23 protein-coding genes are annotated in these 26993 nt (G+C 71.5%); 9 read left to right on the plus strand and 14 right to left on the minus strand.

Going from position 1 to position 26993, the window contains the following annotated elements; translation table 11 throughout:
• Nucleotides 1–296 precede the first annotated feature (296 nt).
• The 3 genes from rhaI to ACZ32T_RS32170 all read left to right on the plus strand — a co-directional run bounded on the left by rhaI (nucleotide 297) and on the right by ACZ32T_RS32170 (nucleotide 5132).
• Nucleotides 297–1463, plus strand: a complete 1167-nt coding sequence (rhaI, locus tag ACZ32T_RS32160; protein WP_467370646.1) for an L-rhamnose isomerase — start codon at nucleotides 297–299, stop codon at nucleotides 1461–1463.
• A 59-nt stretch (nucleotides 1464–1522) separates the two neighbouring features.
• On the plus strand, nucleotides 1523–3568 hold the full coding sequence (locus ACZ32T_RS32165; protein ID WP_467274043.1) for a bifunctional aldolase/short-chain dehydrogenase: 2046 nt from the start codon (nucleotides 1523–1525) through the stop codon (nucleotides 3566–3568).
• 82 nt (nucleotides 3569–3650) lie between these two features.
• A complete protein-coding gene (locus tag ACZ32T_RS32170) occupies nucleotides 3651–5132 on the plus strand; it encodes a rhamnulokinase (RefSeq protein WP_467274041.1) in 1482 nt (493 codons plus the stop codon).
• 91 nt (nucleotides 5133–5223) lie between these two features.
• Here the strand turns inward: ACZ32T_RS32170 and ACZ32T_RS32175 are convergent, their stop codons facing one another.
• Entirely contained in the window at nucleotides 5224–6282 is a 1059-nt protein-coding gene (locus ACZ32T_RS32175; RefSeq protein ID WP_467274039.1) for an enoyl-CoA hydratase/isomerase family protein, read from the minus strand.
• Between the two features lie 178 nt (nucleotides 6283–6460).
• Between ACZ32T_RS32175 and ACZ32T_RS32180 the strand changes: the two genes are divergently transcribed.
• Nucleotides 6461–8554 carry a SpoIIE family protein phosphatase gene (locus tag ACZ32T_RS32180; protein ID WP_467370648.1) on the plus strand — a complete coding sequence of 698 codons (2094 nt, stop codon included), beginning with the start codon at nucleotides 6461–6463 and terminating at the stop codon, nucleotides 8552–8554.
• 171 nt (nucleotides 8555–8725) lie between these two features.
• Here the strand turns inward: ACZ32T_RS32180 and ACZ32T_RS32185 are convergent, their stop codons facing one another.
• From ACZ32T_RS32185 to ACZ32T_RS32225, 9 genes are all read right to left on the minus strand, one after another.
• Nucleotides 8726–9364: an LAETG motif-containing sortase-dependent surface protein gene (locus ACZ32T_RS32185; protein ID WP_467370650.1), complete on the minus strand. Its 639-nt coding sequence runs from the start codon at nucleotides 9362–9364 to the stop codon at nucleotides 8726–8728.
• Between the two features lie 203 nt (nucleotides 9365–9567).
• Nucleotides 9568–10056 carry a GNAT family N-acetyltransferase gene (locus tag ACZ32T_RS32190; protein WP_467274032.1) on the minus strand — a complete coding sequence of 163 codons (489 nt, stop codon included), beginning with the start codon at nucleotides 10054–10056 and terminating at the stop codon, nucleotides 9568–9570.
• 42 nt (nucleotides 10057–10098) lie between these two features.
• The gene (locus tag ACZ32T_RS32195; protein WP_467370653.1) at nucleotides 10099–11109 is read right to left on the minus strand and encodes a DUF6397 family protein; all 1011 of its coding nucleotides are present in this window, start codon (nucleotides 11107–11109) and stop codon (nucleotides 10099–10101) included.
• Between the two features lie 148 nt (nucleotides 11110–11257).
• Nucleotides 11258–11641 (minus strand): roadblock/LC7 domain-containing protein, encoded by a 384-nt coding sequence (locus ACZ32T_RS32200; RefSeq protein WP_351281271.1) that lies wholly within the window; start codon nucleotides 11639–11641, stop codon nucleotides 11258–11260.
• Nucleotides 11642–11821: 180 nt separating this feature from the next.
• Nucleotides 11822–12457, minus strand: coding sequence for a GTP-binding protein (locus ACZ32T_RS32205; RefSeq protein WP_467274028.1), 636 nt, complete (start codon nucleotides 12455–12457; stop codon nucleotides 11822–11824).
• A 173-nt stretch (nucleotides 12458–12630) separates the two neighbouring features.
• Nucleotides 12631–13065 carry a DUF742 domain-containing protein gene (locus ACZ32T_RS32210; protein ID WP_467370731.1) on the minus strand — a complete coding sequence of 145 codons (435 nt, stop codon included), beginning with the start codon at nucleotides 13063–13065 and terminating at the stop codon, nucleotides 12631–12633.
• Nucleotides 13066–13143: 78 nt separating this feature from the next.
• Nucleotides 13144–13581, minus strand: a complete 438-nt coding sequence (locus ACZ32T_RS32215) for a roadblock/LC7 domain-containing protein (RefSeq protein ID WP_467370655.1) — start codon at nucleotides 13579–13581, stop codon at nucleotides 13144–13146.
• The gene (locus ACZ32T_RS32220) at nucleotides 13578–16151 is read right to left on the minus strand and encodes a sensor histidine kinase (protein ID WP_467370657.1); all 2574 of its coding nucleotides are present in this window, start codon (nucleotides 16149–16151) and stop codon (nucleotides 13578–13580) included. The genes ACZ32T_RS32215 and ACZ32T_RS32220 overlap by 4 nt, the downstream gene beginning before the upstream one ends.
• Before the next feature lie 77 nt (nucleotides 16152–16228).
• The gene (locus tag ACZ32T_RS32225; RefSeq protein ID WP_467370660.1) at nucleotides 16229–17026 is read right to left on the minus strand and encodes an MHYT domain-containing protein; all 798 of its coding nucleotides are present in this window, start codon (nucleotides 17024–17026) and stop codon (nucleotides 16229–16231) included.
• 161 nt (nucleotides 17027–17187) lie between these two features.
• On the opposite strand from ACZ32T_RS32225, the gene ACZ32T_RS32230 reads away from it, so the two are divergent.
• Nucleotides 17188–17787, plus strand: coding sequence for a class I SAM-dependent methyltransferase (locus tag ACZ32T_RS32230; RefSeq protein WP_467370664.1), 600 nt, complete (start codon nucleotides 17188–17190; stop codon nucleotides 17785–17787).
• Between the two features lie 53 nt (nucleotides 17788–17840).
• Here the strand turns inward: ACZ32T_RS32230 and ACZ32T_RS32235 are convergent, their stop codons facing one another.
• The gene (locus tag ACZ32T_RS32235; protein WP_467370734.1) at nucleotides 17841–18746 is read right to left on the minus strand and encodes an oxygenase MpaB family protein; all 906 of its coding nucleotides are present in this window, start codon (nucleotides 18744–18746) and stop codon (nucleotides 17841–17843) included.
• A gap of 205 nt (nucleotides 18747–18951) precedes the next feature.
• On the opposite strand from ACZ32T_RS32235, the gene ACZ32T_RS32240 reads away from it, so the two are divergent.
• Nucleotides 18952–19884: a hypothetical protein gene (locus tag ACZ32T_RS32240; protein ID WP_467370666.1), complete on the plus strand. Its 933-nt coding sequence runs from the start codon at nucleotides 18952–18954 to the stop codon at nucleotides 19882–19884.
• Nucleotides 19885–19937: 53 nt separating this feature from the next.
• On the opposite strand, the gene ACZ32T_RS32245 is transcribed toward ACZ32T_RS32240, so the two are convergent.
• The 3 genes from ACZ32T_RS32245 to ACZ32T_RS32255 all read right to left on the minus strand — a co-directional run bounded on the left by ACZ32T_RS32245 (nucleotide 19938) and on the right by ACZ32T_RS32255 (nucleotide 21820).
• Nucleotides 19938–20480, minus strand: coding sequence for an MOSC domain-containing protein (locus ACZ32T_RS32245; RefSeq protein ID WP_467370736.1), 543 nt, complete (start codon nucleotides 20478–20480; stop codon nucleotides 19938–19940).
• Nucleotides 20477–20659 (minus strand): hypothetical protein, encoded by a 183-nt coding sequence (locus ACZ32T_RS32250; RefSeq protein ID WP_467270900.1) that lies wholly within the window; start codon nucleotides 20657–20659, stop codon nucleotides 20477–20479. Before ACZ32T_RS32250 ends, ACZ32T_RS32245 begins: the two co-directional genes overlap by 4 nt.
• Nucleotides 20660–20755: 96 nt before the next feature.
• Nucleotides 20756–21820: a fatty acid desaturase family protein gene (locus ACZ32T_RS32255; protein WP_467270902.1), complete on the minus strand. Its 1065-nt coding sequence runs from the start codon at nucleotides 21818–21820 to the stop codon at nucleotides 20756–20758.
• 258 nt (nucleotides 21821–22078) lie between these two features.
• On the opposite strand from ACZ32T_RS32255, the gene ACZ32T_RS32260 reads away from it, so the two are divergent.
• The 3 genes from ACZ32T_RS32260 to ACZ32T_RS32270 all read left to right on the plus strand — a co-directional run bounded on the left by ACZ32T_RS32260 (nucleotide 22079) and on the right by ACZ32T_RS32270 (nucleotide 26956).
• Nucleotides 22079–24958, plus strand: coding sequence for a DEAD/DEAH box helicase (locus tag ACZ32T_RS32260; RefSeq protein WP_467370669.1), 2880 nt, complete (start codon nucleotides 22079–22081; stop codon nucleotides 24956–24958).
• Complete coding sequence (locus ACZ32T_RS32265; RefSeq protein WP_467370671.1) at nucleotides 24955–26247, plus strand: SWIM zinc finger family protein; 1293 nt, start codon at nucleotides 24955–24957, stop codon at nucleotides 26245–26247. Before ACZ32T_RS32260 ends, ACZ32T_RS32265 begins: the two co-directional genes overlap by 4 nt.
• A gap of 127 nt (nucleotides 26248–26374) precedes the next feature.
• Nucleotides 26375–26956 carry an N-acetylmuramoyl-L-alanine amidase gene (locus ACZ32T_RS32270; RefSeq protein WP_467370674.1) on the plus strand — a complete coding sequence of 194 codons (582 nt, stop codon included), beginning with the start codon at nucleotides 26375–26377 and terminating at the stop codon, nucleotides 26954–26956.
• Nucleotides 26957–26993 lie beyond the last annotated feature (37 nt).

Consider the following 26993-nt stretch of genomic DNA (forward strand, 5'->3'; position numbering starts at 1 on the left):
CCTCCGGGGCCCCGCCGCGGCGGGCCGTCCGCGGCCGGCCGCTTCGGAGAAGACACTCCCCGCCGGTCGTCCGGGCGAGCGCTCGCGCTCCCGACGGGCGTCGGGCAGGCCCCGCCGCGTCGGCTCCGCCCACGCTTCGAGCGACGCGCCCCCGCCGCGATGAATTGATTCAAACTCCGAAGAATCTGGACTGGCCGCTTGACTACTTCCCTGCTCAAACCTAGCGTACGTTCCGGATGAAACGATTCACATCCCGATCTGACCGGTCGCCGGATGACTCTGCTTACGAGGTGTTCATGTCTGATGTGTCGGCCGTCAAGGCAGCTCTGAAGTCTCAGGTCATCGAGACGCCCTCCTGGGGTTACGGCAACTCCGGAACCCGTTTCAAGGTCTTCGCGCAGCCCGGCGTCCCGCGCGACCCGTTCGAGAAGCTTGCGGACGCGGCCCAGGTGAACAGCTACACCGGGGTCGCCCCGAAGGTGTCGCTGCACATCCCGTGGGACCGGGTCGAGGACTACTCGGCGCTGACGCGGCACGCCGAGGAGCTCGGGCTGCGGATCGGTGCGATCAACTCCAACGTGTTCCAGGACGACGACTTCAAGCTGGGCTCGGTCACGCACCCGGACCCGAAGGTCCGCCGCAAGGCCACCGACCACCTGCTCGAATGCGTCGACATCATGGACTCCACCGGATCCCCCGACCTCAAACTGTGGTTCTCGGACGGCACCAACTACCCCGGCCAGGACGACATCGCGGGTCGCCAGGACCGCCTGGCCGAAGCCCTCGCCGAGGTGTACGACCGGCTCGGCGACGACCAGCGGATGCTGCTGGAGTACAAGCTCTTCGAGCCCGCGTTCTACACCACCGACGTCCCGGACTGGGGCACCTCGTACGCCCACTGCCTCAAGCTCGGTCCGAAGGCCCAGGTCGTCGTCGACACGGGCCATCACGCGCCGGGCACGAACATCGAGTTCATCGTCGCGTTCCTGCTCCGCGAGGGAAAGCTCGGTGCCTTCGACTTCAACTCCCGCTTCTACGCGGACGACGACCTGATGGCCGGCGCCGCCGACCCGTTCCAGCTGTTCAGAATCATGCACGAGGTCGTCAAGAACGGCGGTCTCCGGACGGCGACGAACGTCAACTTCATGCTCGACCAGTGCCACAACATCGAGGCCAAGATCCCGGCTGTGATCCGCTCGGTCACCAATGTCCAGGAGGCGACCGCGAAGGCACTGCTGATCGACGCGGAGGCGCTGACGGAGGCGCAGCGTTCCGGTGATGTCCTGGCCGCCAACGGAGTGCTGATGGACGCGTTCAACACGGACGTACGGCCGCTGCTCGCCGAGGTCCGGGAAGAGCTCGGTCTGGCGCGCGACCCGTTCGCGGCCTACCTCGCCTCCGGCAACCAGGAACGCATCGCCACCGACCGCGTCGGCGGTGAGCAGGCGGGCTGGGGCGCCTGACGCCCCGCTCCCCCGCTGACCACGTCCGGCCCCGCCCGCCTCTTCGCGAAGGAACCCTCATGATGTCCGCGACGCACGCCGAAGTCGCCGCGCTCCTGGAGCGCGCCCACCGGATCGGATCCGATCCCCGCAACACCAATTACGCCGGTGGCAACGCCTCGGCCAAGGCGACGGAGACCGACCCGGTCACCGGTGGTGAGGCCGAGCTGCTCTGGGTCAAGGGATCGGGCGGCGACCTCGGCACGCTGACCGAGGCAGGTCTCGCGGTGCTCCGGCTGGACCGGGTGCGGGCACTCAGGGCGGTGTACCCAGGGGTGGAGCGCGAGGACGAGATGGTCTCGGCGTTCGACTACTGCCTCCACGGCAAGGGCGGCGCCGCCCCGTCGATCGACACCGCGATGCACGCGCTCGTCGAGGCCGCGCACGTGGACCATCTGCACCCGGACTCCGGCATCGCTCTGGCGTGCGCCGCCGACGGCGAGAAGCTGACCGCCGAGTGCTTCGGTGACAAGGTCGCATGGGTCGGCTGGCGACGGCCCGGCTTCCAGCTGGGCCTCGACATCGCGGCCGTCAAGGAGAACAACCCGCAGGCGGTCGGTGTCATCCTGGGTGGCCACGGCATCACGGCCTGGGGTGAGACCTCCGAGGAGTGCGAGCGCAACGCCCTCTGGATGATCCGGACCGCCGAGGTCTTCCTCGATGAGCACGGCAGGGCAGAGCCGTTCGGCCCCGTACTTCCCGGCCGGGAGGCACTGGAGGAGGAGGCACGCCGGGAACGGGCCGCGGCCCTCGCTCCGGTGATCCGCGGGCTGGCGTCCAGGGACCGGCCGCAGGTCGGGCACTTCACCGACGCGCCGCCGGTGCTGGACTTCCTTTCGCGGGCCGAGCACCCCCGTCTCGCCGCTCTCGGCACCTCCTGCCCGGACCACTTCCTCCGTACGAAGGTCAGCCCGCTGGTCCTCGATCTGCCTGCCGACGCTCCGCTGGAGGAGGCGGTGGCCCGGTTGGAGGTGCTCCACGGGGAGTACCGGGAGGCGTACCGGGCGTACTACGAGCGCCATGCGGTTCCCGGCTCGCCCGCCATGCGTGGAGCGGACCCGGCGATCGTGCTGGTGCCCGGTGTCGGCATGTTCTCGTTCGGCAAGGACAAGCAGACCGCCCGGGTCGCCGGGGAGTTCTACCTCAACGCCATCAACGTGATGCGGGGCGCCGAGGCCGTCTCCGCGTACGCACCGATCGAGGAGTCCGAGAAGTTCCGGATCGAGTACTGGGAGCTGGAGGAGGCCAAGCTCCGCCGGATGCCGAAGCCCAAGGCACTGGCCACGCGGGTCGCCCTGGTCACCGGAGCGGGATCGGGCATCGGCAAGGCCATCGCGCACCGCCTCGTCGCGGAGGGCGCGTGTGTCGTCGTCGCGGATCTGAACACCGTGAACGCGGCGGCTGTCGCCGAGGAGCTCGGCGGTGCGGACAAGGCCGTCGCGGTGACCGTGGACGTCACGTCCGAGGAGCAGATCGCCGACGCTTTCAAAGCTGCCGCACTGGCCTTCGGCGGTGTCGACCTGGTGGTGAACAACGCGGGGATCTCCATCTCCAAGCCCCTGCTGGAGACCACGGCCCGGGACTGGGACCTGCAGCACGCCATCATGGCGCGCGGTTCGTTCCTGGTGTCCCGCGAGGCGGCGAGGGTGATGCGGGCCCAGGATCTCGGCGGCGACATCATCTACATCGCGTCCAAGAACGCCGTGTTCGCGGGCCCGAACAACATCGCGTACTCGGCCACCAAGGCCGACCAGGCACATCAGGTACGCCTGCTGGCGGCCGAACTCGGCGAGCACGGCATCCGCGTCAACGGGGTCAACCCGGACGGGGTGGTACGGGGTTCCGGGATCTTCGCGGCCGGCTGGGGTGCCCAGCGCGCGGCGACCTACGGCATCGAGGAGGAGAAGCTGGGCGAGTTCTACGCCCAGCGCACGATCCTCAAGCGCGAGGTGCTCCCCGAGCATGTGGCCAACGCCGTCTTCGCCCTCACCGGTGGGGACCTCACCCACACCACCGGCCTCCACATCCCCGTCGACGCCGGTGTGGCGGCGGCGTTCCTGCGCTGACCATGTGCCACCCCGCCGCGCCCCGGGTGCTGTTCCGTGCACACCCGGGGCGCGGCTCCGCCCGGATCGGATGAAATCTTCCATGTCTGCGACTTCACGGCACGACCCGGTGTTCGCCGCGGTGGACCTGGGCGCCACCAGCGGCCGGGTGATCACCGGCAGGGTGGGCCCCGACACGCTGGAGCTGACCGAGGCACACCGCTTCGCCAACACGCCGGTCCGGCTCCCCGACGGGCTGCACTGGGATGTGCTCGCCCTGTACCAGGGCATGCTGGACGGGCTGCGCGTGGCTGCGCTCGGCGGCCCCGTGGCCTCGGTGGGCGTGGACACCTGGGCCGTGGACTACGGTCTGCTGGATGCGGACGGATCACTCCTCGGCCTGCCGTTCCACTACCGCGACGCGCGCAACACGAAGGCTGCCGAGGAGGTCATGGCGCGTTTCGACGCGCAGGAGCTGTACGGCATCGGCGGGCTGCAGCACCTGCCGTTCAACACGGTCTTCCAGCTGGCCGCCCATCGTTCGACGGCCCAGTGGCCGGCGGCCAGGACGCTGCTGCTGATGCCTGATCTCCTGGTGTACTGGCTGACGGGGGCGGTGGGTGCGGAAGTGACGAACGCGTCGACGACCGCTCTGTTCGACGCGCGGACCGGCGACTGGTCCGATGCGCTGATCGGGCGGCTGGGGCTGGAGCGTTCGCTGTTTCCCGCCCTGCGCGAGCCGGGCGAGCGGGCGGGCACCCTGCTTCCGCACGTGGCCGGGTTCACCGGTCTGCCGGAGGACACCCCGGTGACGGCCGTCGCCTCGCACGACACGGCGTCAGCTGTGGCCGCCGTCCCCGCCACCGAACCGGGGTTCGCGTACGTGTCGTGCGGTACCTGGTCGTTGGCCGGGCTCGAACTGGACGCGCCGGTGCTGACCGAGGAGTCGAGGGCCGCGAATTTCACCAACGAACGCGGGGTGGACGGCACGGTGCGCTACCTCCGCAACATCATGGGCATGTGGCTGCTGGAGGAGTGCCGCCGGACGTGGGAGCGCGACGGTACGCCGACGGGGCTCGCCGGTCTCCTCGCGGACGCGGCGCGAGCACGGCCGTTCGCGGCGGTGATCGATCCGGATGATCCGGTGTTCCTGGCGCCGGGCGACATGCCGTCGCGGATCGACGAGGCTCTCACCCGGACCGGGCAGGCGACGCCGGGCAGCCCCGGCGGGTACGTGCGGTGCGTGCTGGAGAGTCTGGCGCTGGCTCATCGCAGGACGCTGCGCGAGGCGGCCGCGCTGGCGGGGCGAGAGCTGACACGGATCCACCTGGTGGGCGGAGGTTCGCGCAACGAGCTGCTGTGCCAGTGGACCGCGGACGCCACCGGGCTGCCGGTCACCGCGGGTCCCGCCGAGGCCACCGCGCTCGGCAATGTACTGCTCCAGGCGCGGGCGCACGGGCTGATGGGCGGGCTCCCGGACATGCGCGGGCTGGTCGCGCGCACTCAGGAACTGCGCCGTTACACCCCGGAGGGGGACCCGCGGGCCTGGGACCGCGCGGCGGACCGGCTGACGGTACGCGTATGAGCGGGTCCCCCGGCGGGGCAGCCAGGGGACCCGGTGCACGGGAGGCCGGGTCTCCGCGCGAAGCGGAGGCGGATCCCCCGATCGAAGCGGGTCAGATCGAGGCCAGGCCCAGTTCCTGGTCGCCGAGCGGCTCGAAGTGGCGGGCGACCTCGGCGTCGGTGACCTCGCGGGGCTGTGCGGGGCTCCATCGCGGGGCGCGGTCCTTGTCGATGATCCGGGCGCGTACGCCCTCCATCAGGTCATGCCCGGTGAAGGCCCGGCAGGAGACGCGGAACTCCTGGTCGAGGGCGGCTTCGAGACCGCTGAGCCGCCCGGCGCGCCGCACGGCGGCGAGCGTGACCTTGAGCGCGGTGGGTGAGGCGGCGAGGAGGGCGTCCGCGGTCTCCTTCGCGGCGGGGAGTCCGCTGTCGGCCAGCCGGTCGATGATCTCCTCGACGGTGTCGGCCGCATAGCAGTCGTCGATCCACACGCGGTGAGCGGTCAGCTCCCCTTCCGGCGCGTCGGCTGCGAACCGCAGCACTGTCTCCGTCACCTCGTCGGGTGTCGTGCTCGCGGCGAGCGCGGTGGTGAGGTCGGTGAGGCGGTGCGACGGGACGAAGTGGTCGGCCAGCCCGCACAGGATGGCGTCGGCGGCGCCAACTGCCCGGCCGGTGAGTGCGAGGTGGGTACCGAGTTCGCCCGGTGCGCCGGCCAGCAGGTAGGTGCCCCCGACATCGGGGACGAAACCGATCCCGGTCTCGGGCATGGCGACGCGTGACCGCTCGGTGACGACACGCACGTCGCCATGGGCCGATACGCCCACCCCTCCGCCCATCACGATGCCGTCCATGAGCGCCACGTACGGTTTGGGGAACCCGGCGATCCGGGCGTTGAGCCGGTACTCGTCACGCCAGAAGTCCACGGACGCGCGTCGGCCCGCGCGGGCGTCCTCGTAGATCGACCGGATGTCGCCGCCTGCGCAGAGGCCCCTCCCGCCGGCTCCGCCGATCACGACGGCGGTGACCGCGTCGTCGTCCGCGGCCAGGATCAGCGCCTCGTCGACGATGCGCACCATGGTGTGGGTGAGCGCGTTCAGCGCCCGGGGGCGGTTGAGGGTGATGTGCAGGACATGGCCCTCGGTGTGCAGCAGGACGGGCTCGTCGTCGTTCATGTGTGCGCTCCGGTCAGCCGTGGACGATCTCTGCGTGCCATTCTGCGACGCACGGCGCGGGGTCCCGGCGCCGGGTCTCCCGGGCGACCGCTGTGGCATTCCGGCATCGCGGGCTCGACAATTGAGATCTACGGGCCGCGACGTCCAGCAGCCCCGCCGGACGACCTCCGGAGCAGGCATGACCGACTCTTCACGGCGAGCAGACGACGACGCGGCGTCGCGGCTCCGGATCGACCGGCGCAGCGCCGGTGAGACCGGGACGGCGGAGCGCCTCGCCATGAACCGGACGGGCAGCTTCGAATGGGATCTTGACGCCAGGACCTTGGACATCGACGATGCGGGGCTGTTGGTCTTCGGCCTGGATCCCGCGACCTTCGAGGCGCGGCCGGGGGCGGTGCTCGAGCAGCTGGACGCGACGGAGAGCGCGCGCCTGGACGCGGCGATCCATGAGGCGATCTCCGGCGGGAGCAGCTCCTACAGCGTCCACTTCCAGGTGCCCCTCAAGGACGGGTCGCGCCAGTGGACGCATGTCCAGGCGCGGATCCTGCGGACCGAGGACGGCCGGGCACACCGGGTCATCGGTGTGGTGCGCGACGCGACGGCCGAGGTCACCCATTCGGCCTTCGTGCTGGATCTGGAAAAGCGGCGCCGTCGCCAGACGAGCATCGTCGAGCGCACCACCGCCGCGATGTCGCGTGCGGTGACCGTGGACGATGTCACCGCCGCGCTCACGGGCCCGGGCGGCCTGGTCGGGATCGGGGCGGACGGGCTGGCGCTCGGGCTGGTGGAGAACTCCGCGCTCAAGATCATCGCGCTGAGCGGCGACTCGGTGGAGGTTCTCGAAGGGCTGGGATCCGGACAGCTCGACGCCGCGCTTCCGCTCGGGGACACGATCCTCAGCGGGCGCCCCCGGTTCATCACCTCGCTCGGATCACTGATCCGGCGCTACCCGGCGCTCGAACCGCACATCGGGGAGCTGAATTTCCAGGCCGTCGCCTACCTCCCGCTGATTGCTCAGGCCCGCTCGCTGGGCGGGCTGGCCCTCTTCTACCGGGAACGCACGGTCTTCAACGCAGACGAGCGGATCCTGTGCCTGGGGCTGGCCGCCATCGTGGCCCAGTCCCTGCAGCGGGCGATCCTCTTCGACGAGGAGCGCGAATTCGCCACCGGGCTTCAGTCGGCGATGCTTCCGCGTCGGATCCAGGAGATCGAGGGGGGCGAGATCGCGGTCCGCTACCACGCGGCATGGAGCGGACGCGAGGTCGGCGGCGACTGGTACGACGTGATCACGCTGCCCAGAGGCCGCATCGGCGTCGTGGTGGGCGATGTCCAGGGACACGACACGCACGCGGCGGCGATCATGGGCCAGCTGCGTATCGCCCTGCGCGCGTACGCCGCGGAGGGGCATCCCCCGGCGACCGTACTCGCGCGGGCCTCCCGCTTCCTCGCCGAGCTGGACACCGACCGGTTCGCCACATCGACGTATGCCCAGGCCGATCTCGCCACGGGCGCGGTGCGCGTGGCGCGCGCCGGGCACTTCGGGCCGCTGATCAGACATACCGACGGGCGGGTCGGCGTCCCCCAGGTGCGCGGGGGTCTTCCGCTGGGGATCTCCACGGATTTCCGGGACGAGGAGTATCCGGAGACACGCCTCGACCTGGTTCCGGGCGAGACCCTCGTCCTGTACACGGATGGTCTGGTCGAGGAACCGGGCGCCGATGTCGACACGGGGGTCGCGGCGCTGATCCACGAGGTGAGCGACGGGCCCGACGGAGCCGAGGCGCTGGCCGACCATCTGTCGGACCGGCTGTGGGAGCGATGGGGTTCGGGGGACGACGTGGCACTGCTCGTCCTGCGGCGCAGCCCGGATCTCGGTTCTCCGCGTGCTCCCCGGCTGCACCAGTACATCCATCAGGCGGATCCCCAGGGGCTGTCGGAGGCCCGGTCCATCGTCCGTCAGGCGCTCACGGACTGGGAGCTCGCCGCGCTGGCCGACGACGCGGAGCTGGTCACCGGGGAACTGCTGGTCAATGTGCTGCTGCACACGGAGGGCGGGGCGGTCCTGACGCTGGAGGTCCTGCCGGAACCCGTACGGCGCATCAGGCTGTCGGTCCAGGACCGCTCCAGTGTCTGGCCGCGGCGGCGTACTCCGGGCGAGACCTCGACCTCGGGACGCGGTCTGCTGCTGCTCGACGCGGTCGCCGAACGCTGGGGCATCGAGCCCCGGGGGGAGGGCAAAGCCGTCTGGTGCGAGATCGGTCCCCCCTCCTGATTCTCCGGCTGCGCAGGCGTTGGTGCGGCCACGGAGCGGCGAGCGGCACTGCGGTGGGACGCCCGGTGGAATGCCGCGAGGGCGCACCGCGACGGAGTGTCGTGGTACGCCCCCAACCGGTCCGCCGGTGTCCCTCCACCGCCGTGCCGGGATGCCCAGGGCGCGTCAGTGCTACGCGCTGCGGCGCTTACGGACGGACCACAGGATGCCGCCCCCGGCGAGCAGGACCGCGACGGCGGCTCCGCCGATGACGGGCGTGGTGGAGGACGAACCGGTCTCGGCCAGGTCGGGCGCGCTGGGGCTCGGCTCGGCGGGGGCAGGTGCGGCCTCCGTGGCGGTCTCGCTCGGCGTCGCACTCGGCTCGGAAGTCTCAGAGGCCGACGGCTCCGTGCTCGGAGTCTCCGAAGGCGTCGCCTCGGTCGGGGTGGGCGACGGGGTGTCGTTCTCACACACCGGAGCGGTCTTCGTGTCGGTCACGGAGTACTGGGCGTCGTCGCCGGCCTTGACGACGAGGCGGACAGTCAGCGCCTCGTCGTGTTCCGGGAGCTGGAGCGGCGTCTTCGTGCTGAAGTCGCGGCCGAACCGGGTCGTGGCAAGCAGCTCGTCCCCGCCCACGACGGAAACGGTCACCTCGTTGGTGGCCTCGGCCGAGTAGGCCGTCAGGTTGAGCGTCACTTCGGAGCAGGTCACGGCCCAGGTGGGGGTGTGAGCTGCGGCCGGGCCTGCGGAGAGGACTCCGCCGGCCAGGCCGACTACCGCGGCGGCCGCGAATGCTCCCGCGCCGCGCCACGATCTCCTGGGTATGGTCATGGATTCTTCCTCCATCTGAGTTCACCGCTGGGATGGCGGTGGGGCGCACAGTAGTGCTCCCCGTCCCAGCGGGCGCACCCGCCCCATGCCTCAGCAGTGAGCCAACCGCGCCCAGACCACCGCCACTTGTGACATGCCGGACACCGCAGGATGGCCGGAAGCCGCTGCGCTCAACTCCGTCCCGGCGGCCCGTGCCGGTGATTTCAGAGGGACTTGTGCATGATGTGCAGCCCCACATAGCCCTGCGTGGGGTGGTTGAACCCCTCGGGCAGAGTCCCGGTGACCTCGAACCCGAGCGAGCGGTAGAGGCGGACGGCGTGGACGTTCGTCTCCACCACGGCGTTGAACTGCATGGCGCGGTACCCCGCCGCCCGCGCCCAGTCCAGCGTGTACTCGCAGAGGGCCCTGCCCACGCCCAGGCCGGAGTGCTCGGGGGCGACCATGTAGCTGGCACTGGCGATGTGCGAGCCGTTGCCCATGTGGTTCCTGTTCATCTTGGCCGTGCCGAGGACGGTCCCGGCCTCGTCGACCGCGACAACCGTGCGGCCCGGCTCCGGGAGAAACCACCATCCCTGGGCTACGTCCTCGACGAGGTCCGCAGGGTAGGTGAAAGTCTCGCCCGCGACGACGATGGTATGGAAGAACGGCCAGATGGCGGGCCAGTCCTTGTCGGTGGCTTCCCTGATCAACATGGAGGCCAAGATGCCTGAGCGGACGGCCCCGCACAATCCCTTTTATCGATCAACGCCCCCCGGCCTGCGCAGCCCCAGCCTGTCGAGCAGCCTCCGCCCGGCGCCGGGGCTCCCGCCAGGGTGGCGGGTCGCCGGGCCGCGATGCCCGAATGCCGGTGCTGGGCGGTCCGGGCCCGGCCGTGCGGTCACCGGCCGCCCCGCCGGGCGCATCGGTGCGGGGCCGATCGGAGCGGGGCGGATCGCGGGGTCGTATCCGGGTCGCGGCGCGGGGCGCGAAGCACGCGCCTGTTCCAGCTCCAGCGTCAGATTCACCCGACGCCAGAGGATTTCGTCCGGGTCATCCGCCGGCATCAGCTTCGTCATGGCCTCCCTCCCGGACACGGACCCCGGGCGTCCGAAGGCGGATTCCGGCTTCATACGCGCCAGGTAGGCCCGCTCGTAGGGGTCCTCGACCACCTCTGCCAGCTGGACGGGGTCCAGGGCGCAGGCCTGCAGGGCCGCGCGCGTCCAGGGGTCCTCGGCGCGGCTCAGGAGGCGGTCGATCCTGCGTGAACGCCAGTTGCGCGCACGCCAGTCGGTGCCGCCCTCCAGCATGGCCCGCATCCCCGCCGGGCTCTTCCCGCCGATCAGACCGGGCTCTCTCGCGGCGAAGGCGAGGAGCTCGTCCACCAGATAGAGCCAGACCACCGCGCGGTAGCGGTTCAGGTAGAACGCGACCGGTGAGACGCACCCGATGCGGGCCAGGCCGGTGAAGCGCGCGGGACTGACTCCGAGGAGTGTGGCGCCCTCCGCCGTGCCCGCCGTACGCACCCGGTCCCGGAGCGAGCCGGGAAATCCCGCCAGCCCGCGCAGCCGGTCGATCTCCTGCTGACGGATCCGGGGCCTCGCCCCGGTCGTCGCCGGCTCCGCACGGATCAGTCCCAGATGGACGGCGAGATCGAACTCTCCCCGCTTCAAGGCCAGTTCCTGAGCCGCGCGTCCGGCGGACAGGCTCCTGGCCTCCGCCGCCGCCGCGTCGGCGGCGGGCGTGCGGGTGGCTTCCGTAACGGTCATGGCCGTCCTCCCCCGTGAGGTCGAATACTCTCTGTGACCACGGTAGCGCGGGGAGGAAATACCCGCAGAGCCTGTGGACAACTCCTGGAGGTCCATAGAAAGCGCAGGTCAGAGGTGGTCCGGGGGTCTCGATTCCTGTCGGGCCTGCCTACCGGGCCGTCACACCGAGGTGCTCACCCACTCGATTGACCAACAGGGTCATCTCATAGGCGACCTGGCCGACATCGGCCTCGGCGGCCGTCAGTACGCACAGGCAGCTGCCGTCCCCGGCCGCCGTCACGAACAGCAGCGCCTCGTCGAACTCCACCATGGTCTGGCGTGCTCTTCCCGCACCGAAGTGACGCCCCGATCCGCGGGCCAGGCTCTGCAGCCCGGACGAGACGGCCGCGAGGTGCTCCGCGTCCTCCCGGGCCAGGCTTGTGCTGGCCCCGGTCACCAGCCCGTCGTTCGACAGCACCAGCGCGTGCCGGATGTGCTCCACCCGGCTGGTGAGATCGTCAAGGAGCCAGTCAAGTCCCCGGTCCAGCGCCATGTGCTCGTCCTCCCCGTTCATCCGTTCCCCCGCCTGTCGCACAAGCCTTGCGTACGGGCCTCCTGCGGGCAAGCGCCTCCCGGCCGCGGGGGCGTTGCTTCGCGCCACCGTCAGCCCGGCCCCCGGGGTGGGCGGTGGGGCTGCGGCGTGGACACCGATGACCTTGCCGGGGCGCCCGTCTCAAGCCGGGCCGACAGCCTGGCCGACCGAGTCGAGGAGCCGCGCGGTGTGCATCCGCCCCGCGTACTCGACCATGCGGATCAGGACTTCCTTCCCGGAGGCACGGTCACGCGCGTCGCACAGGACGACGGGGGTGCCCCGGTCCAGATCCAGTGCGCGCGAGACGTCGTCCTCCGCGTAGGTCCTCGCGCCCGAGAAGCAGTTGACAGCGACGACAAACGGAATGCGCCGGTGCTCGAAGTAGTCGACGGCCGGGAAGCAGTCCTCGAGCCGCCGGGTGTCGGCCAGGACGACGGCTCCGAGCGCACCCTGGGACAGTTCGTCCCAGAGGAACCAGAAGCGGTCCTGCCCGGGCGTGCCGAACAGGTAGAGCGACAGTCCGGACCGGATGGTGATCCGCCCGAAGTCCATGGCGACCGTGGTGGTGGTCTTCTGATCCACCCCACCGGTGTCGTCGACGGACTGTCCGGCCTCGCTCAGCAGTTCCTCGGTCCGCAACGGACGGATTTCGCTCACCGCGCCGACGAGGGTCGTCTTGCCGACTCCGAAGCCGCCGGCGACCAATATCTTCAGGGCGAGGGCCGTGGAGTCCCCGGCCTCTTCCTGGTCTGTGCTGTCCACATGCTCGGAGGACATCGATCACTTCTCCCGCGAGTGCCGTCGGTAGGGGCGACAGCATGACAATCAGAGGCGGTCGCCGAAGACAATGAACGGATTTTGACTTATGTGTCCGGACCGGTTCGCGCAATGCCCGGATGCGGTCGCTATCCGTCCCGAGTAGGTGGTACGCGCGACAACTACCGAAGCCTTCAGAGCGCCCGTAGACCGTCGATCACCTCGCGCAGGATGCGCTCGTCGGGGAGTTGGGCGGGCGGGACGGGTCTGCTGACCCGGATACAGCCGGCCTCGAGCAGATCCCCGAGGAGCACCCGCACCACCCCTACGGGCAGATCGGCGTCGGCGGCCAGTTCGGCGACGGACTGGACCTCGTCGCGGCACAGGACGAGCAGCGCCCGGTGTTCCGGGCCCAGCAGCGCCTCACCCTGATGGCCGGCCGCCGCTCCGTCGGCGGCCGCCACGAGTGCGATCAGGTCGAATCGGACCCCGCTGGGCCCCGGCTGCGTCCGGCCTCCGGTGACGGCGTAGGGGCGGACCAGCGGGCCCGCCTCGGCGTCGTACCACTGACTGCCCGGCGGTACGGATCCGTCGTCCGGCGGCGCCGCGCCCGTGCGTCCCGGCGGCATCCCGCCCACGGCGCCCGGCAGCGCTCCGCCCATGTCTGCCGGCGGCAGTCCGCCCTCGTTCATCCGCACGAGCCGTCCTCAGCCCGTCGCCGGTGGCCCGGCGAGCCTCACGGGGGCGGCGAGGTGTTCGCCCACCCGCTTCACCAGACGCGCCATCTCGTAGGCCACGAGGCCGATGTCCGCGAACGCCGTGCTCAGGACGGTGAGGCAGGAGCCCTCCCCGGCGGCGGCGACGAACAGGAAGCCGTCGTCCATCTCGACCATGGTCTGACGCACACCCCCGACGCCGAAGTGCCGTCCCGTGCCCTTGGCCAGGCTGTTGAAGCCCGAGGCCACGGCCGCGAGGTGTTCCGCGTCCTCACGGCTCAGCGCCAGGGAGGCGCCCACCGCCAGGCCGTCGTTGCTGAGGACGACAGCGTGCCGGATCTCGGCCACCCGCGCGACGAGGTCGTCAAGCAGCCAGTCGAGTTCACCGGAACCGCGGGAGGCCCGTCCGGGTCTCTCGTTCACCATCATGTCTGCTCTCCTTCGGTGTGCCGACGGAACGGGAACACGGGTGTGGAGCGGCCCGAAGGACCGCGCCCCGGCGCTCCGCCACCCCCGCGGGCCCACCCCTCCCGGTAGGCGGTCATGCGGTCACGGGCCTGTTCGGGGGTGCGCCCCACCGTGGGCCCTCCCTCGGGGTGCGGCTCGCACTCCTCCGGCTTCGGCTGCTCACGCAGTTGGGGTACGAGACTGGCCTGGCGGACGCGCCGGGGCAGCTCGCCGTCCTCCTCGGTGGAGCGAGGGCGGCGGTGCAAGGTGGTCACCGGGGCCGGTCCGGTCCCCGCACGCACCCCCGAATCCCGCTCCAGGGCGGGCACTGCGGCAGGTGCGGAAAACGCGGTGGGGCAGGACCGGGCGGCGGGCTGCGGGGCGAGCCTCTCGGGCCCGGGCCCGTCGTCGTCCCTGGCCACCGTCGTCGTCCGGGCCGCGTCGTCCGCCGGGCCGGCCGGGAGTCCGCTCCTGAGCAGGGCGGTCGGCAGCAGGACCACGGCGGTCGTGCCCCCGTACGGAGAGGTGCGCAGCTGGACCTTGACCCCCTGACGGGCGGAGAGCCTGCTCACCACGAAGAGGCCGAGCCGGTCGCTGTCGAAGAGGTCGAGCGCCTCGGACCGTTCGATGCGGCGGTTCGCCTCGTCGAGCAGTTCCTTGCCCATGCCGAGCCCGCGGTCCTCGATCTCCAGGGCGTAACCGTTGCCCACGGGTTCTCCGCTGATCCGCACCTTGGTGTGCGGTGGTGAGAACTGGGCCGCGTTCTCCACGAGTTCGGCCAGCAGATGGGTGAGGTCGGCCACCGCCGTGCCGTGCACGCCTGCGTCGGGCAGCGCCCGGACCTCCACACGTGCGTAGTCCTCGATCTCCGAGACCGCCGCGCGGACGACGTCGGTCAGCGGCACGGGCGTCCGCCAGGCGCGCCCCGGTGCGGCACCGGAGAGGATGATCAGGCTTTCGGCGTGCCGTCTCATGCGGGTGGTGAGGTGGTCGAGGCGGAACAGGTCACCGAGTTCACCCGGGTCGTCGGTACGGCGTTCCATGCCGTCGAGGAGTGCGAGCTGACGGTGGACGAGGATCTGGCTGCGGCGGGCCAGGTTGACGAAGACCCCGGAGATGCCGCCGGCGAGCTCGGCACGTTCGACCGCGGCGTCGAGGGCCGCACGGTGCACGATACCCAGTGCCTCCCCCACCTGCCCGATCTCGTCGTGGGACGTCCGTCCGGGCGGCGCCTCGGCCCGTACGTCGATCTCCTCACCGGCGCGCAGTCGCCGCATGGCGTGGGGAAGCTTGTGCCGGGCGATCTCCAGCGCGCCGTCCCGGAGGCCGACGAGTTCGACGACGAGCGCGCGGCCGATCCGTACGGAGATCACCAACGAGGCGGCGACTGCGAGGAATCCGAGCAGGACCGCTGCCCCCGCCGGGCTGGACAACGCACGCGTGAAGGGGCCCGCGCGGTCGGGGGCGTGGCCGCCGGCCGGTGTACCGATGGCGCGCAGTTCCGTGCGTACCGTCGCCACGTCCCGCTCCCAGACCGCGGCGGGCACCGCCTCTGCCGCGCGGCGGCCGGGGGGTGCGGTCAGCACGGTGTCCTCTGCCGCCGTGAGCCGTCGGTAGGCGGTGCGGTCGGTGAGTGCACGCCAGGCTGCCCGTCCGGTGGTCGGCAGATCGGTTCCCGCCGACCCCGCCAGAGCCCGGCGGGTCGCCACGGCGCCGGTGAACAGGCGCAGTTGTTCCCCGTCGAGCGTGCCGGTCAGCAGAGCCGACGCCAGCAGGGCCTCCTCGCGGGCCAGCATCTCCCCGCTCCGGTCCAGTTCGTGAAGAACACGTGCCTCGGAGCCCGTTTCGGCGTCCTGTGCGCCGGTCAGGGCTCCGGTGACGCCGAGGGCCGCGGTGATGGTGTCGGTGTACCGCGCGTACACGGTCCCCGTCACGTCGTCGGTGGCCCGGGAGGCGCCGGAATCGCTCTCGGAAGGGTCCAGGATTCCGGTGCGGAGGGTGCTCAGGCGTTGCGCCCGCTCCAGGAACGTACTCAGCCGGCCGGCGGCTCCCGTGGAGAGGATGCCTGCGTCGGCGACGGTGTGCGCGTCACCCAGGCGAAGTGCGCCAAGTGCCTTGTCCGTGTGCTCGGCCCGCTCTTTTAAGGCCCCGGCGTGCCCGGTGCCCGGGGCGGCCAGCTGACGCAGTGCCGCCGTGCGTTCGCTCTGCAGCGCGCCGACGGCGGCCGCCACCGGGGCCCGCACGGTGCTGTGCACGCGCTGGACCTCACGCAGGCGTGCCACGTCCTGTGCCGTGGTGACGGTGGCGAGTCCCCAGAGGGCCAGCAGTGAGACGACAGGCACCATGAGGAGGGAGATGATCTTCGCCCGTACGGTCCGGGGGCGCAGGGACCCGCGTCCCGCCCCGGGACCGGCGGGAGAAGGCGGCTTCGCCTCGGGCTCGGGACGTTCGTCCGCGGGCGGTCCGGCGTGTGCGCGCCGTCCGCGCGGCGGTGTCACGGACCGGCCCGCTTGCGTGCCGGGGTCCGGGGTCGTCCTACGGGGTGTGCGCATGGCCTCCTCGTTCCGGGTGGGGAGCTACGTGTCCCGAATCGCCGTGTACGGCAGGTGAGCTGAGGATCCGGTGGCCGTCAGGTGGCGGCCGCCCCGGCGGGCCGTTCGGCGGAGGCGTCCTCGGGGGCCGCGACCGGCTCCTCGGCCGCGTGGTTCCGGGCGGGCGGGGAGAGTGCGACGAACGCCGAGGTCAGGAAGAGGTAGGAGCCGAGACCGACGGCGAGCGGGAAGATGAACTGCATCACCGTGGCTCCGGGGAGTTCGGCTCCCGACGGTGCGACCCGTACGCCGACCGCCAGCATTCCGGTGTAGTGCATGCTGCTCACCGCCGCGCCCATGACGAGCGACGCGAGGGCCACCGCCCCGGGTGACCTGATGTGGAGCGCGGCCCACAGGGCCGCGGTGGCGGCGACGACGGCGATGACGACGGAGACGGTCACCAGCAGCGGGTCGTAGGTGACGGTGCCGTGGAGGCGCAGCGCGGCCATGCCCAGGTAGTGCATGCTCGCGACGCCGAGGCCCGTCGTGAGGCCGCCGACGAACAGGGCCCGGGTGCGGTCGCGGCCGTAGCCGACGGTGAAGACTCCCGCCCCGACCACCAGCATGGCGACCAGCAGGCTGAGGAGGGTGAGCGGCACGTCGTAGCGGATGTCGGTGCCGGTGACGCCGAACCCGAGCATGGCGACGAAGTGCATCGTCCAGATGCCGGTGCCGAGGGCGGACGCCGCTGTGAGGAGCCAGTTCCGGCGCGCACGGCCGCCGGTGCCGAGCGCGCGCACGGTGCAGCGGAGTCCGAGTGCGGCGCCGACCGCTGCCATCGCGTACGACAGCACGGGGGTAAGCCAGCCGAAGGTGGCGTGGTCCAGGTGTCCCATGGATCCGGGACGCTAGCCCGCACCGGGGCGCACACCAGGGGCGCATTTCGAAAGGTGCTGGAATATGACAGAGAGATGTTCCCGAACGATCAGGCAACGTTCGAACGTGTGCACCGCTTCAGGCCGTTCCGCCCGGATGCAGGCTGCGCGATCATGTCCGTATGGGCGACGACCGGACACACGTACAGGACTTCTTCTCCGCGCGGGCAGCGGACTGGGACAGCCGTTTCCCCCACGACGGGCCGGCTTTCGCCGTCGCCGTCGGGGAGCTCGGTCTGCGTCCCGGCGACGCCGTGCTCGACGCGGGGTGCGGTACCGGGCGCGCGTTGGCGGCGCTGCGCGCGGCCGTCGGGACCGGTGGGACGGTCCTCGCCGCCGACCTGACGCCCTCGATGCTGGATGCGGCCCGGCGGGCGGGAAGGGCCGCGAGCGGCGCCTTGCTGCTGGCCGACGCCGCGCGGCTCCCGCTGCGCGCCGGGTCCCTCGACGCCGTCTTCGCCGCCGGGCTGATCTCGCATCTCCCGCACCCCGCCCAAGGGCTCTCGGAGCTGGCGCGGGTCGTGCGTCCGGGTGGCCGGCTCGCGCTGTTCCACCCCATAGGCCGTGCCGCGCTGGCCGCGCGGCACGGCCGGACCCTTTCGGACGACGATCTCAGGGCTGAGCGCCGCCTTACGCCCCTGCTGGCGGACGCGGGCTGGCGGCTGGACGCCTACACCGACGAGGAGAGCCGATTCCTGGCACTGGCCGTTCGGGCCGGCTGAGCGATCCCCTCCGGGCGCTGACGGCCCCGCCCTCGCGTCAGCCGTGCTCCCGGTTACTCGGCGGATTCGTCCGAGGGTCGTCCGTGCGGCACGGGGCAGCCGCGCACGCCCGGTGTGGGGAACGTGCCCAGCCCCGCCACCTCGTAGCCGTCCGGGTAACCCTTGATCTCCGGGTTCTGGCGGGCGTAATGAGGAGCCGACCGCGGCGGCATGAGCCGTACGGCGCGGGCCCTCAGACGCAGGGCCCCTCGGGTCAGCCCCCGGGCGAGGGGGCCCGGCCGCTCGTACCGGAACGCCCGGAGCAGCGAGTCGTCCAGCAGAGCCAGGCTGGCTCCGCGGACCACGGGGGCGAGCGGGCGCGGGTACCAGGAGCCCATCAGGGCGAGGGTGGCGTCGGAGACCGCGCGTGCGCCCTCGTCCCAGCCGAAGTGCGCCTCCTCGTACGAGTCCAGCACGCTCTCGAAGTCCTCGTACGTCTGTGGCACGTCCTGGATGCCCATCCGGGCGCCGAGTGTGCGGTAGTACGCGGCGAAGGCCCGCAGTTCGTGGCCGGACAGCCTGCGCCAGCCGTACGTGTCGAGCCAGCGTTTGGGGGTGACGACGAAGGTGCAGAGCACATAGCGCATGTCGTCGTTGCTGATGTCGTAACTGCGGTGCATCCGGTTGATCCGGCGGACGGCTGTCCGGCCCTCCTCGCTGTCGAAACCGTGCTCGACGACGGCGTCGAGAAGAAGTGCGGTGTCGTCGTACCTCTTCTGTGAACGTTCCGTCAGTTCCCCTGTCTCCGACAGCAGTCGGCCGATGCTGGGGACGGCGTACGTGCGGTACAGGGCGAGTTCGAGAGCGCGGGTGATGTCCCAGGGGAACTCGTACGACACGGTGAGCCGGTAGATCTCCAGGAAGTCCCGTTCCGGGTCCAGCCGTTGGATTTCCTTCAGGCGTTCGAACCGCTCCACCACGCTGTCCCCCTCGTCGGCCGGAGCCATAACCCTACGTGCGTCGGCCGGGCCGGCACCACGGCACGAGGGGCGTTTCGGCGTGCCCCGGTGGCCGGAGGTGTGCTCCGGGTACGTGGCCGCTATCGCTTGTCAGGGCCTCGACGACAGGGTTACCGAGTAGTAAGGTGCGCCGACGGACCAAGCGATCAGGATGAGGGTGGGTGCTGTGGCTGCGACGGACGACACGGTCGCCGACGACGACGCGCTGTTTGTGCTGACCGCGGTGCTGCTGACCCCGGCGCAGTTCCCCAGCGCGCTCGGAGACGACTACGTGGCCGCGTGCGCCGCACTCGGGCTCGTGCCGTACGCCGAGGGGTACGGCCTCGTGCTCGGCCAGGACAGCGCCGGCGCCCGGTGGACGGTGGTCGTGGAGGACGTCTCGCTGGTGGCTGTCGCCATCGCCTCGTGGGACTGCGGGATGGAGTACGACCTCTCCCCCGACGACCGCTCGGTGGTCTGCGCGCTCCCGGGTTGGCCACTCGCACTGGCGGTCGCCGCGCCCGGCGTCCCCGAGCCTCATGATCCGCTGCCCGGCCCGGACGAGAAGGGGCCGGCGCCCCTGACGCCGCCGGACACCGAGGTCTGGGGGGCTCCGCAGAGGCGTCTCGGCGCGGACGAGATCGCCCTGCAGTGGGCCGCGTGGCGCGAGCAGGTCGACGACGAGACCGCGTTCGGCCGGTCCGAGGAGCCCACTCCGGACGGTGAGGCCCCTGCCGGGCAAGCTCCGGGCACCGAGGCCCCCGCCGGGAAAGCTCCGGAGACCGAGGGCCCCTCCCGGGGGCCCCTGGCCGGGGAAACGAGGAGCACGGCGGAGCCCGTGGCTTCAGGTCAGCACCCCGGCGTACGCAGGGCACTCGAAGCGGCCCGGGCCTATGTCGAGTCCCCGCCTCCGCCCGGCCGGATCCGCTCCGCGTTCGCCCCTGGCGGGGCCCGGACGCTGCGCGCCGACGGCCCCGGCTGGTCCCTGGTGGCCAGGACCGACGACATCGCGTTCGTCCTGCTGGACGAGGAGCCGGGCGAGATCATTCCGGTCGGCCGCGGCCCGGAGCTGCCGGGCCTGCTGGAGTCGCTCGACGAACTGGCCGTCCGGCCGTCCTGATCCGTACCGCGCACACGGGCCTCGCCGGGCTCGCCCGGCGAGGCCCGTGTGTACTACACACGCTCCAGGGGACGGTGCGGCCCGACGGGCAGTTCGGCCTCGACCGCGTCGCCGGGCCGCACGACTCCGCCCGTCGTGACGACGCCCATGATTCCGGCCTTGCGGACGACGGTGCCGTCGTCCGCGCGGCCCACGACCTGCTTGAGGAGTCCGTCCTGGAAGTTGTCGATCTGCAGGCAGGGATTGCGCAGGCCGGTCACCTCGACGACGGCTTCGCCGCCGAGGTGGAGCAGCGTGCCCACGGGGAGCGAGAGGAGGTCGATCCCGCTGGTGGTGATGTTCTCCCCGAGGTCGCCCGGGCCGACGACGAATCCCGCGTCCCTCAGCTCGGTGAAGAGCTCCTGGTGGATGAGGTGCACCTGACGCAGATTGGGCTGCGTCGGGTCCTGGGCGACCCGCGAGCGGTGTTTCACCGTGACCCCGGCGTGGACGTCGCCCTCCACACCGAGTCCGGCGAGAAGCGTGACGCCGGCCCTGTTCGGCTTGGTGAAGGAGTACTCGCCGTTGCTGCTGACGGCGGTGACTGTGCTGTTCAGCGTCCGATCTCCTTACGGCTGATCCTGCGGAGTCTGCGCCGCTGCGACGGGTCGAGCATCAGGTATCCGATCGTGGGTACGCCGACGAGGACCAGCAGCGACCACCAGAATCCGATGAACGGAATCAGGACGACTGCTGCGACAACTCCCCCGATGGCGATCTTTGCGCCGTTCGACATGATCTGTGCCTCCTCCGCGGCCCGGGCCGCTCCTGATGAGAGAACGCCTGCGAGGCTCCGTCGGTTCCGGTCTCGCGGCACGAGCACCGCGACGGTCTACCGGAGCGGCTCGCCGACCTCGTGCATGTGCTCCAGCGCCTGCCGGTAGGACTCGATGATGCCGGTCTCCGCGTACGGCATCCCGATCGAGGCACAGTGTGCCTTCACCAGCGGCTGGGCGAGGCGGAGATGGGGGCGGGGCATGCTCGGGAAGAGGTGGTGCTCGATCTGGTAGTTCAGGCCGCCGAGGAACCAGTCGGTGAGGACGGCGCCCTTCACGTTCCGCGAGGTGAGGACCTGGCGCTGAAGGTGCCCCCAGCGGTCACCGTCGGGGTCCGGCATCTCCATGCCCTTGTGGTTCGGAGCGAAGGCCATACCCAGGTGGAGACCGAAGAGAGCATGGTGCACCAGGGCGAAGACGACGGCCTTGCCCGGGGACATGACGGTCAGGAGCAGCGTGGCGTACAACGCGAGGTGACCGGTCAGCAGGAGGCCGGACAGTGCGCGCTCACGGGCGGGCTGCCGCCGCAGGAACTGGAAGCCGTAGATCTTGAGGGCGATGCCTTCGAGGAGCAGCATCGGGAAGAAGAGCCGCGCCTGGTTGCGGGTGAGCCAGCGGGCGAAGCCCTCGCGCTGGGCGGCCTGCTTCTGGGTCCACACCAGGGCGCCCACCCCGACGTCGGGGTCCTTGTCTATGTGGTTGGGGTTGGCGTGGTGGCGTACGTGCTTGTCGTTCCACCAGGCCTCGTTCATTCCGAGGAGCAGATTGGCGTGGACGAGACCGACGATCCGGCCGGCCTTGCGGTCGCCGGTTATCTGGGCATGGCCCGCGTCGTGCCCGAAGAACGCCGTGCGGGTCCACAGGACGGCCAGCGGCAGGGCGAGGAACAGGCTCCACCAGGTGTCGCCGAGGAGCACCATGCCGGTGATCACGGCTCCGAGCGCGACGAGGTTGGCGGCGATCCCCGCCGCGTACCAGCCCGTGCGCCGTTCCAGGAGCCCCTGCCCCCTGACGGTCTTCAGGAGCGGTGCGAAATCACTTCCGGTGGCCGGCGGGGCCGCCGGACCCTCCGATCCGTCGCCTATGTGTTGCGCAACGGTGGCTGCTACCGCCTGGGGCATGACGTCTCCGGTTTCTGGGCATCTGCGCTGACCTCGTCAAACGTACGGAGAACGGGCCTGCGGCAGCCATGGCGCCATCACCCCGGTCATGCGGGGGGAAACCCCCTGTCCGGTGGTGACGCGGGCTGTACCCCAAGCTTCAGAAGGCAGAAATGAGTGAGGTGGATCACTGGGCATTCCTCCCGGAACGGGCCGTGGGTGGAGTACCCTCGGCGAACCCCGGGCTCACTAGTCAAATTTGAGGAATCTGACATCGCTGTGCACAGGCTCCCTGCGGCAACGCTCAACGAGATCTCCGAACTGTCCCGCTGCTCCGCAGTCTTCCTCCCCGCGGATCCGGCCCGTACCGGCCTGATCGCGTTCTGGAATGCGGACGGTAGCACCCCTCCCGGTGAAGCAGGGAGTCCGGCGGAGCTGACGGTCGTCGGAGGCGACCTCCGCCCTTGTACGGTCCCGGCGTTGACGATGCCCGTGCGGGACGCGCTGCCGCTCCTGACACGGGCGCGGGCCGGCTCCCTCTCCTCCCCTTCCGCGGCGTTCTGGGGCGCTGCCGGAGTCCTCGCGCTCCAACTCGCGGCGCGCGGGCTGCTGCTGCCCGGCCTGAGCCGCACCGATCGCGATGCCTGGCGGGCCGGCCCGCTGACTGCCGACGATCTGGAGCGGATCCGGGTGCTGGCGGCCTCCATGCCGCCCGCGGCTCATGCCGTGCCTCTCGACCCCGCGGCCGAACCCGTGATGCTCGCCGAACCGGAGTCGCTGCTGCGGTCGTTCCTCGACGCGGTGGTGGACGGACTCCCACGCACCCCGGCGGCCGGACTGGCCACGGGCGCACCGGCGTTCGCCGCACGGGAGGCGCAGCATCTGCCGGCGCTCCGGCCGTGGGCGGCCGACGTCGCGGCCGGTCACGACGCGGGCGTGCGGCTCTCGCTCCGCGTCGAGGTCTCGGGACTCGGCGACGAGGTCGACGCGGAGGGCGTGAAGGGCACCGGCAGCGTCCCCTCGTTCCGCGCGGTCCTGCAGATCCACAGCGTCCAGGACCCCGCCCGCGTCGCCGACGCGGCGGACGTGTGGGCGGATCGGTCCCCCGCCGCCGCACTGTTCGGTCCGCGCGCCCGCATGGACGCCCTGCTCGCCCTGCGGCGCGCCGCCCGTGCCTGGCCCCCGCTGGCGCCCCTTCTGTCGGCTGCGGTTCCGGACGCGGTCGAGCCTGCCGACGAGGAGATCGCCGAATTGCTGGGCCCGGCGGCCAGGGCGCTCGCCGCGACGGGTGTCCAGGTGCACTGGCCCAGAGAGCTGTCGAGGAAGCTCACCGCGCGTGCGGTGATCGGGCCGCAGGACGACGCCGGGGCAGCCGCGCGGACGGGAGGAGCCAATCCGTCCTTCCTGTCGGCCGACGCACTGCTGGCGTTCGACTGGCGGTTCGCACTGGGCGGCAGCAACCTGAGCCGCGCGGAACTCGACCAGCTGGCGGAGGCGGGCAGGCCCCTGGTCAGACTGCGTGACCAGTGGGTGCTGATCGACCCTGAGGACGCCCGCAGGGCCCGCGGGACCCAGGACCGCAAGGTCACCCCCATCGACGCGCTGGGGGCCGTGCTGACGGGAACCACCGATGTCGACGGGCACCGGGTGGAGGTGGCGGCCACGGGCTGGCTCGAGCAGCTCCGTGCGAGGATCGCCCACCCCGAGTCGGAGGACCGCCGGGCGGTCGGACAGCCGGAGGGACTCGACGCGAGTCTGCGCGACTACCAGCTGCGCGGCCTCAACTGGCTGCACACCATGACCTCACTCGGCCTCGGCTGCTGCCTCGCCGACGACATGGGACTCGGCAAGACGATCACACTGATCGCCCTGCATCTGCACCGTCAGGGCGTCGAATCCGCTGCCGGGCCCACGCTCGTGGTGTGCCCCACCTCCCTGATGGGCAACTGGCAGCGGGAGATCGAGAAGTTCGCCCCGGGGACACCGGTGCGTCGCTTCCACGGCGGGTCGCGCTCGCTGGAAGACCTGGTGGACGGCGAGTTCGTGCTCACCACCTATGGCACCATGCGCCTCGACGCCGCCCGCCTGGCGCAGACGCCCTGGGGCATCGTCGTCGCCGACGAGGCGCAGCACGTCAAGAACCCGCACTCCGCGACGGCGAGGCAGCTGCGCGCCGTCGGCGGGCGGGCCCGTGTCGCCCTCACCGGCACGCCGGTGGAGAACAACCTGTCCGAGCTGTGGGCCATCCTCGACTGGACGACTCCCGGGCTGCTCGGGCGGCTCGGCACCTTCCGCACGCGATACGCGAGCGCGGTGGAGGGGGGCAACGACCCCGCCGCGGCCGAGCGGCTCGCCTCGCTGGTCCGCCCGTTCCTCCTGCGGCGCCGCAAGTCCGACCCGGGAATCGCTCCGGAGCTTCCGCCGAAGACGGAGACCGACCGCGCCGTGTCGCTCACGGCGGAACAGGCCGGCCTGTACGAGGCGGTGGTACGCGAGACGCTCCAGGAGATCTCCGGCGCGGACGGCTTCGCCCGGCGCGGGCTGGTCATGAAGCTGTTGACGGCGCTCAAGCAGATCTGCAACCACCCGGCGCAGTACCTCAAGGAGCAACAGCCGCGGATCGTGGACCGTTCGGGGAAGGTGGAGCTGCTGGACGAGCTGCTCGACACGATCCTGGCCGAAGGCGCCGGGGTGCTGGTGTTCACCCAGTACGTACAGATGGCCCGGCTCCTGGAACAGCATCTGGCGGCGCGCGGGATCCCCACCCAGTTCCTGCACGGCGGCACGCCGGTCGCCGAGCGGGAGGCCATGGTCAACCGGTTCCAGGCAGGCGAGGTTCCGGTCTTCCTGCTGTCGCTCAAGGCAGCCGGTACGGGGCTCAACCTCACCCGGGCCGGTCATGTGGTGCACTTCGACCGCTGGTGGAATCCGGCGGTGGAGGCACAGGCCACCGACCGTGCGTACCGGATCGGGCAGACCCAGCCGGTGCAGGTGCACCGGCTGATCGCCGAGGGCACCGTCGAGGACCGGATCGCCGCCATGCTGGCACGGAAGCAGGGGCTCGCGGACGCGGTACTCGGCAGCGGCGAGGCCGCGTTGACGGAACTGAGCGATGCGGAGCTGGCCGAGCTGGTCGGCCTGCGAGGGGGCGCACGATGAACGAGGGTTACGAGCCGGAGCGCACATTCGCCGCGCTGCCGGCCGCGCAGGGCCGGGGATTCGCCTCTTCCTGGTGGGGGCGGGCGTGGCTGAAGGCCCTGGAGGACACCGCACTCGACGGTCAGCAGCTCAAGAAGGGCCGGAGGCTGGCCCGGGAGGGCGGGGTCGGCGCGGTCTCCGTCCGGCCCGGCAGGATCACTGCGGTCGTGCAGGACCGCGACGCGACTGCGTACCGCAGTGATGTGCTGCTCCAGGAGCTGACCGGGGAGGAGTGGGACAGGTTCCTGGACATGGCGTCCGAACGGTCGGGACACATCGCCGCCCTGCTCGACCGTGAGATGCCGCCGCACCTGGTGGAGGACGCGGCCGCCGCCGGTCTCGACCTGCTGCCGGGCATCGGTGACCTGGAGCCGGAGTGCAGCTGTGAGGCCTGGGACCACTGTCCGCATACGGGTGCCCTGTGTTACCAGGTGGCGCGGCTGCTCGACCAGGACCCTTTCGTGCTGCTGCTGTTGCGGGGGCGCGACGAGCGGCGGCTGCTCGACGAGTTGCAGGTGCGCAGCGCGGCCCGTGCGGTTCCCTGGGCGGCTGACGAGCCGTCGGCCGTGAGTCCGGCGAGCGGTCCCGCGTCGCGCGGGGTGCGGGCCGACGAGGCGTACGCGGCGCGGGACATCCTGCCGCCGCTGCCCCCTCCCCCGCCCCTGCCGGCGGAGCCGGGTGTGCCGCCGTCGCTGGACACGGAGACGGATCCGGCGGAAGGCGTCGACCCCTCGGCTCTGGAGTTCCTGGCTGCGGACAGCGCCGTGCGGGCTTTCGCGATGCTCGCGGAGGCGCTGGCGGCGGGGCACGGACAGCAGCCCCTGGCGGCCGTGCTGACGCCGGAGCAGGACGCCGTACGGCTGGCTGCCGACGGCCGGCCCGACGCCCGCCTCGCGGTCCGCCTCGGCGCGGCGGCCGGGCGCGGACCGGCCGGCCTCGACGCCGCGGTACGGGCCTGGCGGTACGGCGGGACGGCCGCGCTGGCGGTGTACGACGGGGAGTGGCTGCCGGGCCCCGAAGAACTCGCGCGTGCCCGGGCGCAGCTCGCCGCCGCGTGGGAGGAGGGTGAGGGCCCGCGGCTCCGTGCCGCCGACAACCGCTGGACGGTGGTCGGTTCCGGTGCGCAGCTGCGGTACGGTCCCGACGGGCGCTGGTGGCCGTACGCCGAGGAGCGCGGCAGGTGGGTCCCCGCAGGCCCGGCGGAGGACGATCCCGCGGCCGCCCTCGCCGGGGTGCGGTCCGGCTCCTGAGGGCCAGGACGCGCGGGTCGCCGTTGTGCCCCTTCGCGTACGGTCCTTCCCCGGGGCGGAACCGTACGGGTGGGGCAGGGCGTGTTGTGCCGTAGACCGGACACACGTCCATCGCACAGGAGCACCGATGCAGCGCAGACGGATTCTTCAGAGCGCCGCGGTGACGGCCACCGCGGCGCTCCTACCGGCTTCGGCCCGCGCCACGGCCGTGCCGACGGCGGACACCGACCACCCCGGCGCCCAGTGGGCTCCGGCGTCCACTTCCAACTACACGGCGGCGAGCCGCCCTTCGGAGTATTCCGTCGACCGCGTCATCATCCATGTCGCCCAGCAGACGTTCACCGAGACGATCGGCATCTTCCAGAACCCGCGCAGCGAGGTCTCCGCCCATTTCGTGGTGCGCTCGGGGGACGGGCTCGTGGCCCAGTGCGTGCGGGAGCGGGACGTCGCCTGGCACGCGGGGAACTGGGACTACAACACGCGCAGTATCGGCATCGAGCACGAGGGCTGGGTCGACCAGCCGTCGTACTTCACCCACACGATGTACGAGCGGTCGGCGAGTCTCACCGCCGGCATCTGCGACCGCTACGGCCTGCCCAAGGACCGCGCGCACATCATCGGACATCACGAGGTACCCGGCAGCGACCACACGGATCCCGGGGACCACTGGGACTGGGTGCGTTACATCCGTCTCGTGAATCTGGCCTGACGTCCGCTTCGGTCGCAGAGGGGCGGTGGGGCCCCGG

This window comes from Streptomyces sp. NPDC023573 (assembly GCF_055559735.1).